Annotated in this window: 5 protein-coding genes and 1 pseudogene; 2 read left to right on the top strand and 4 right to left on the bottom strand. The window is 72.1% G+C overall.

Annotated elements, in window-relative coordinates:
• Window positions 1–88: 88 nt before the first annotated feature.
• Entirely contained in the window at window positions 89–850 is a 762-nt protein-coding gene (locus tag ACOV8S_RS27050) for a hypothetical protein (protein WP_448321001.1), read from the bottom strand.
• A 221-nt stretch (window positions 851–1,071) separates the two neighbouring features.
• Between ACOV8S_RS27050 and ACOV8S_RS27045 the strand changes: the two are divergent.
• Window positions 1,072–1,802, top strand: a pseudogene (locus ACOV8S_RS27045) (DUF7873 family protein).
• Between the two features lie 486 nt (window positions 1,803–2,288).
• On the opposite strand, the gene ACOV8S_RS27040 reads toward ACOV8S_RS27045, so the two are convergent.
• The 3 genes from ACOV8S_RS27040 to ACOV8S_RS27030 all read right to left on the bottom strand — a co-directional run bounded on the left by ACOV8S_RS27040 (window position 2,289) and on the right by ACOV8S_RS27030 (window position 5,838).
• Window positions 2,289–2,675, bottom strand: a complete 387-nt coding sequence (locus ACOV8S_RS27040) for a hypothetical protein (RefSeq protein ID WP_448320999.1) — start codon at window positions 2,673–2,675, stop codon at window positions 2,289–2,291.
• A gap of 137 nt (window positions 2,676–2,812) precedes the next feature.
• On the bottom strand, window positions 2,813–3,502 hold the full coding sequence (locus ACOV8S_RS27035) for a fructosamine kinase family protein (RefSeq protein ID WP_448320998.1): 690 nt from the start codon (window positions 3,500–3,502) through the stop codon (window positions 2,813–2,815).
• Window positions 3,503–3,816: 314 nt separating this feature from the next.
• Complete coding sequence (locus ACOV8S_RS27030) at window positions 3,817–5,838, bottom strand: ABC transporter ATP-binding protein (protein WP_448320997.1); 2,022 nt, start codon at window positions 5,836–5,838, stop codon at window positions 3,817–3,819.
• Between the two features lie 582 nt (window positions 5,839–6,420).
• Here ACOV8S_RS27030 and ACOV8S_RS27025 point away from each other — a divergent pair.
• The gene (locus tag ACOV8S_RS27025) at window positions 6,421–7,341 is read left to right on the top strand and encodes a DUF6891 domain-containing protein (RefSeq protein ID WP_448320996.1); all 921 of its coding nucleotides are present in this window, start codon (window positions 6,421–6,423) and stop codon (window positions 7,339–7,341) included.
• Window positions 7,342–7,871: the final 530 nt, after the last annotated feature.

Genomic DNA, 7,871 nt, shown 5'->3' with positions numbered 1-7,871 from the left:
CCTGGGGCCTGTCCACCTGACCACCGAGCCCCGCCGAACGGCACCGCCGTACGACCGCTGCGCCGCGGGCCGGGTGTGCGACAGTGCGTCAAGCTGTGGCGCTGCTGCCCGCCCGGCCCGCACGCAGGAGGGCGAGGTCGTCCCCCCACGCGTCCAGCACCTCGCCGTGACCGGCCCTCCGGGCCGCCGCCTCGACCAGGGTGAACAGCCGCCGCTGCAGGGGTAGGTCGCCCGTCGCCGAGACGCGGTCGACGGCAGGCAGCAGCACGCCGGTGTCCCAGCCCGGCAGCGGGTACCGGGCGAGTTCCCACGCCAGGTACGCGTTGTAGGGGCGGGGACGGCCGTCGAGGGCGAAGAGCAGCTCCAGCAGCAACCGCATGCTGTCGGCCGCGTCCAGGCGGGCCGCCAGCAACCGGCCGGCCCGGTGGTTCTTTACCGAGCGGTAGCAGGAGTTGACGTAGGCGTCGAGCCACTCCCGGGAGGCTCGGCGCGCCTCGTCGGCGTCGAGGCGGGCCCGGCCGGCGAGGATGCCGGCGATCCCGCCGTCGAACCGGTCGAACACGACCCGGGCCCGGGCGAGGGCGTAGCGCTCCCACGCGGGCATCGCCGCATCACGGAACGCGGTGAGCGTCATGACGACGAGGTCGAGTCCGGCGCCGCGGTGACCCGCGAGCCGCGTCGGCGCGGTCACGGCGTCGTCCGCGACGATCACGTACAGGTCGTGGTCGGAGTGCGGGGTGACCATGCCGTCGTGGGCCTGGGAACCCTTGAGGACGAGACCGACGACGGCCGGGTCGGCGACGGCCTGTTCGACGAACTCATCGTAGGAGAGCGGTTGTCGAGCGGTCATGGCGGAACCTCCGGTGGGGTGGTGAAGGGCATGTCAGCCGGGGGCGGCCCGCTCGGGGGCGCCCCGCACCGTCTGCGGCAGCGCGACGGCTGCCGCCCGGAGGATCAACGCACGGCCCCGGACCCTACCGCCCGGCCACCGGCGGGGACAGCGCCGATAAATGGGGTGAGACGAGGGGGACGTGCGGACTACGGTGCTCATGTTCGAAAGGGGGGGACGCAATGGCGAAGCTCAACCAGATCATCGCTGTCGAAAAGGGCGTCAAGAACAAGTCGTTCCAGGACGTCACCGCTGCGCACCACAAGGTGCAGAAGCCCGCGCTGCTGGCCGGCATCTCGCGGACGTACCAGCCGAAGGACGAGGAGGGCGAGCAGCTGCCGCCCGAGTCCACGCGGGTACAGGTCAAGGCGGAGGACGTGCTGCGGGAGACGGCCGCGTCCCTCACCCGCCTCTTCGACGTGACGGCGACCAAGGACTGGGCGAACTGCACCGCGCGCGCCGACGTCACGGTGGACGGCCGGACCGTCGTCGCCGACGTCCCGGTCGGTCACCTGCTGTTCCTCGAGAAGCAGCTCACCGACCTGCACACCTTCGTCAAGAAGCTTCCCGTGCTCGACGCCGCGGAGTCCTGGTCCCTCGACCCGTCCACGGACTGGTGGAAGACCGACGCGGTGCGCACGATCCGTACCAAGAAGGTGCCGCGCAACCACGTCAAGGCGGAGGCCACCGAGAAGCACCCGGCGCAGGTCGAGGTGTACTACGAGGACGTGCCGATCGGCTACTGGACCACGGTGAAGTTCTCCGGAGCGCTGCCCGCGCGACGGGTGAACGAGCTGCTGGAGCGGGTGGAGAAGCTGCAGCAGGCGGCAAGTTCGCCCGCGAGGAGGCCAACTCGACCGAGGTCACCGACCGGCGGGTCGGCGAGGCGGTGTTCGGCTACCTGTTCGCCTGAGACCCGCGGACAACCCCATGATCGCCCCCGCGTGCGAGCGCGGGGGTGCGTGACAGGGACAGGCCGGACATGAGGACCGGCCCGCTCCCCGAGCGCAAGCTGAAACTGAACGGAATCAGCCTGAAGAAGCGGCGACAGTGAAGGTTCGAATCCTTCCCCCGGCACCACGGGCCGGGGTGGCCCAAACGGCAGAGGCACGCCGCCTGAAACTCAGACTCTCGCTCAAGCTTCAGCATCGCCACCGATCGCCGGATCGACCGAGGAGGGACGAACGCCCTTGGGGTGCGAGTTCGACTCTCGTCTGCGCCTCTTCACGGCGCGGTAGTTCAACGGAAGAACACGAGGGATAAGCCTGATCCCTCCTCTTGAAACGCCATCGGCGTGCCCAACGGGTGGCATCCCCAGGGACCCGGGAGCCGGATACCGCTCCCGGGTTCCGCCACGTCCGGAGCCGCCACGTGCGGCGCCGCACGGCACTTCATGCCCTCACAGCCGCGGCAGCGGATCCGCGGGGCCCGGTGAGCGGCGCTGCTCCAGCCAGAACACGTAGACCCGCAGGTGCTGGGCCAACTCGCCCTCGACGTAGGCGGCGTAGTCGAGCGCCGCCTCGGCGACACCCTGGCCGGAAATCCGGTCGTCCTCCTCCCAGGCGGCACGCCCCAGTCGCAGATGCTCGAGGACGCGGTCCCGGTCACGCCACCAGTCCCGGACCGAGGCGGGCGTCCAGTGGTCGTCACCGTCGCAGCCGTAGCCACCGAACGGGTCCTCACCCGCGGCCTCGACGAGCTGCCGGAGCTCGTCCGCGTCCCGTGGCTGCCGGTACACGTACTCCGTGAAGTACTCGCTCTCGTACAGGACGTTCCGCGGGGCCATCAGCCGGCCGGTACCGCAGTTGTCGGTGACCGCGCCGTAGAAGGGGCCGGGAACGTTCAGTCACGTGCGCTCCTCCCACTTCCCGTGGAAGCCCGGACGGTCGTCGGCGAGCAGCGGCACCGGGTCGAAGTACGGACTCATGACGGAAGCTCGGCTCCCTCCGGGCGCCGCGGCCCGCCGCCCGGGTCGGTGCGGCGGAACGGCCGGACGACCTTCCGGACCTCGTCCGCGGCGCCCCAGGTGTCGTCACCGTGGGCGATGTGACTGAGGAGCTCGCGCAGGTGCAGCAGACGCATCCGCTCCTCCCAGCCCTCCCGCGGCGCGCCGGTCTCGCGGTACGCCGCGAAGAACCGGTCCGCCTCCGGCGGGCGCAGCGAGCACCAGAGCATGCTGAGGTCGACCTCTGGCCAGGTGTAGGACACGGCGGGGTCGATCAGCACCGGGGCGCCGTCCGGGGCGGTCACCACGTTCCCCTTCCACAGGTCCCCGTGGGTCAGGCACGGCGGCTGCTCGGGCACCAGCTCGGGCAGGGCCCGGCAGAAGCGCTCGATGGCGCGCCGGTCCTCCCGGTCGAAGGCTGCCTCCACGTGCGGCTCGGGCAGCCAGCGCAGCACGCGGCGCTCGGCGAAGAACCGGTGGCCGTCGTCGTCCCAGGTGTTGTCCTGGCGCATGCGGCCCAGCCACCCGTCCCGGTGCCGGCCGAACCGGTCGGCGACGTGGGACGTGTGCAACTCGGCGACCATGCGCCCGAGCCGCTCCCAGAACTCCTCGGTGTCCTGGCGTGGACGCACTCTCTCCAGCACCAGCACCCGGGGCGAGGCCGCCAAGACCTCCGGCGCGCGCCCCGGCGGCGCGGAGTTCGGCCAGGCCCGCCGCCTCGACCTCGAAGACGTCCGGCTGGGGCCCGGCCAGCGTCTTCGCGAAGACCTCGCCCCCGTCCCGGAGCGTGGCGACACCGGCGACGGCGATCACCCCGCCGGGTATCTCCTCCACCGCCCCGGCCGCGAAACCCGCCTCCTGCAGGCGCTCGCGCAGCATTTCCCCATGTGCCATGCGGGCATCCCATCATGCTTTCGCACGCGTGTGCCCGGGGCGGGCAGAGAAGACGGGGCCGACGGCGCGGTGGCGGTCCCGGCGGGGGTCAGGGGCTCACCTCCTCGTCGTGCTTCGCCGTGGCCTGGTCGGGGACCGGCTCCCCGACGCGTGGCGACGGCATCGCGGGGGAGCCGACCGCGAACTGACGGGCCTGCACCTCGTAGGCCTCGCGGAAGAAGCCCGGGCCGGTGTCCGGACGCATCAACTGCTCGAAGGTCCCGTGCTCGACGACACGGCCCTCCTCCAGGACGTAGATCAGATCGGCGTGGCGGACGCTGTGCAGCCGGTGGGTGATCAGGACGGTGGTCTGGCCCTCGCCCGCGAGGCGGTGGATCTGGTCGAAGACCTTCTGTTCCGCGGCCGGGTCGAGCGCACTGGTCGGCTCGTCCACGATCAGGACCTGCCCGTCGCGGAACCGGGCCCGGGCCAGACCGATCTTCTGCCACTGCCCGCCGGAGATCTCCCGCCCGCCCCGGAAGCCGCGGACCAGCAGGGTGTCCTTGCCCCGGGGGAGGGACCCGACGATCTCGTCGGCCCCCGAGTAGACCGCCGCGGCGTCGACCGCCGCCTCGTCGTGCAGGGCGGAGGACCGGCCGATGCCGATGTTGACCCGGGCGGTGAACGGCCAGCGGTGGAAGTCCTGCGCCACCATGGCGACCCGGGAGAAGATCTGCGCCCGGTTCGCCTCCGCGGTGTCCACGCCGCCCCAGGTGACGCGGCCCTCGTCGGGGAGGTACAGCCCGGACAGGAGCTTGGTCAGCGTCGTCTTGCCCGAGCCGTTCCGGCCCACCAGCGCCACCGTCCGGCCCGCCGGGACGACCAGGCTGACGTCGCGGAGCGAGGGCTCGTCACTGCCGTGGTAGGTGAACGTGACGTTCTCGAAGCGGATCTCCCCGCAGTGCTCCGGCAGGTCCTTGCCGCCGGCCGGGATGGCGCGCCGCTCCGCCTCCTCGCAGAGGGCCTCGAGGTCGGCGACGAACAGCGACTCCTCCTGCACGTCTGTCACGGTGAGCACCAGGTCGTTGATGCCGGCGGAGCCCGACCGGATGGCGAGCACGGCGGTGGCCCCGACCGCGAACTCCATCGAACCGCTCCACAGCAGCAGTCCGAGGACCCCGTACGTCGCCACCGTGGCCACGCCCCGGGCCGAGTCCGCGATCAGACCGGTGCGGGCGCCGAGCCACGCGAGCCGGGTCTGCTCCTTCTCGCTCGTCTCGGCCATCCCGCGGAAGTGCGTCAGCAGGAAAGGGCCGACCTCGTGCACCCGCACCTCGCCGGCGGCCTGCTGGTTGATCAGCAACTGACTGATCAGATGGGCTGCCCGGACGTGCTGGATGAACCGGTGACGGCTCACGTACTGCTGACGCGCCATCGTCAGCGAACCCCAGGCACTGGGCAGCGCCATGACGATCAGCAGCGGCAGCAGCGCCGGGTGGAGCACCGCCAGCACCCCCGCCGCGGCGACCAGCGCGATGCAGGAGGTGGCCACGGCGGTGCACAGCCGGACCATGCGGCGGGCCGATTCGGCACCCCACTGCGCCGAGTCCATCAGCTTGTGGAAGGCGTCGTCCTCGATCGCGCTCATCTCCACGCGCGCCACCAGGCCCAGGTAGCGCTCGGTCGCCACCCGCGACACCTTCGGCTCCAGGATGCCGGTCGCGGCCATCGACGCGGACCGCAGCACGGCGCCCAGCAGCGTGAGCAACGCGACGAGCAGGAGGGCGGGCAGCGCGGCCCGCAGCCGTTCCGCGTTGGACCCGGGGGCGAAGAGCTCTCCGAGGAGCGCGCTGACCGCCACCAGCGACACCGCCTGGCTGACGCCGCGGCCGAGCTCGCAGACGCCGACGACGAGCAGCGACCGCGGGTCGGCCTGGCGGGCCAGCCGGACGGCGATGCCGATGTGACGGGGCAGGGCGGCCGCCATGGTCCGCAGGCCGAGGCGCAGCCAGGCGCCGTTGTGCTGGTTCCAGCCCTGCTCGTAGGTGAGTTCACCGCCGAAGAGCAGCTTCTCCGAGGAGGACACGTCGCCCGCGCCGTTCGCCTCGCTGTCTCCCTCCGCCGAGGTCATGCCGCGCACCGTGTGCCGGCCGGTGCCGCGGGCAGAGTTTGTTCGAATGTGAGGTGACTGCTCAGGCTTGCGGGAGTCAGGTGCACGGCTTCCTCCGGACGGGCGACGCAGGGGCACTGGTGCTCCAATAACGTCGCCGGAGCGCCGCTTGTCACGGCCCCTGAGCGGCTTTTTCAGGACAAATGTTCCATCATGGCCGACGGGTTCCGGTGGTGGCCGGGGCGGCGGTGACACCTGGTGTTCGAACGGGGCCGCCCACGGTGCGGGCCGGTCCGTGCGCCGGGCGCCGTCGAGGACCGCCTGCTCGTCGGGGGTGCGGGCGGGACCGTCCAGCTCGGGCAGGCGGGGCCCGCGGAGCGCGGCCAGGACCATCCGGGGCGCAGCGCGCCGGGTGGCCGGTTTCTCCAGCGTCATCACGTCCGTGAACCGCTGGGTGCGGGCCGGAGCCGATCGGCCCTCGCGGACGGGCGGGTTGGTCGAAGCCCCGGCGTATCGGACAGTCATATAACAGCATGAAGCGCGGCTCGTCGACGGGAAGACCGCAGGGCCCCGCTGTCAGTGGCGTGTGCCAGGCTGGCGCCCATGACGGAGATGCTCGTGATGACGGAGCCCGGCGAGCGGGTCGTGCACCCGACGGCCGGGGAACTGGCCGCGCTGGTGCGGAGGATCGGTGCGGAGGGGGACGGGTTCGTGGTCGCCCAGCGGGTGCCGGACCTTCCCGACGAGTACATACAGGTGGCGCACCGGGCCGGCGGCGACTACCAGCTGGAGTACCGGGACGGCTCCCACGACCGCCACTACCAGACCTTCGTCACCGACCCGGGCGTCGTCGCCGACGCCATGACCGGCTGGGCGCGTAGGGAGCAGGGCTGGCAGCAGGGGTTCGAGTGGGCCCTGCTCGACATGGGGGAGCCCGAGTCCGTGCCGCCGCTCGGACTGTCCGCCGAGGACCGGCGGGTGCTGGAGGAGCGGCTGCGTCTGTCGCTCGCCTGCGGCTTCGTGGACCGGGCGGCGCTGGCGGAGATCGCGGAGGAGTACCTGGTCACCGCGGAGCGCCGTCCGCTCACCCGCGGGCAGGCCTGGCGGCTGGCCGACGAGTTGTGGCTGGAGAGGGTCCGGGAGCAGGCCGGCTGGGAGGGTGAGACCGATCCCGAGCTGCTGGGCCGGGCCTTCGCCCGGCTGCGTGAGCACGGCATCGTGGCGCGTGAGGACTTCGCCTGCTGTCGCACCTGCGGAGACGCCGAGATAGGCGCCGAGACGCAGCCGGGGGACCGGGGCTTCGTCTACTTCCACTCGCAGTGCACCGAGGGCGCCGTCCTGGGGCAGGGGCTCCACCTTCTCTACGGGACCCTCGACGACCGGGGTCCCGAGGCCACGGCGGCCGTGGGCCGGGAGATCGTGGACGCGGTGCGCGCGGCCGGCCTGACGGTGCGATGGGACGGGGACCCCGCCCAGGCGATCGTGGTGACGCCGCTCGACTGGCGGCGGAGGTTGATCGGCTGAGCGTGAAGTGCGGCCCTGCCGGCGCCCGGCGGCCTCGTGCCCGCTCCTTCGCCCGAGGCGCCGGATGTGTTCCATGAAAGTTGCACGAGGTTGTGTGACGGCTGTTGACAGCCGATGGCGCTGCTGGCTTCATGAAACATACGAGTGGGAGCGCTCCCACTCACTCGTGTGTACGTCCTCTTGCGTCAAGTGGCGAGAGGGCGCGGTATATACACGGGCATAACGGCCTCGCTGCCTGTGGGTTCTCACAGAAGTGGACGTGGGAGCTCGGACGGTGCCGAGGCCGCGCACCACCGTGTCACCGGCACCACCGCACGCCCGCACCGACGCTCGCCCCGACCCACCGCACCGACGCTCGTCCCCGCACCACGGACCGAGCCGCACCGCCGGCACCGACCGCACGGCGCACCACCCGCAAGCCGCACTCCCGCACCTCGGCCCCGCCGTCCTTCCCCGCGGCGGGGCCGGCCCCACGGGGCAGGCACGGCACCTGTCCGCCGACGCACGGCGGGGACACCCCAGCCCCACTC

The organism is Streptomyces sp. CO7, assembly GCF_053474865.1.
This window is presented reverse-complemented; position numbering and strand designations above follow the sequence as displayed.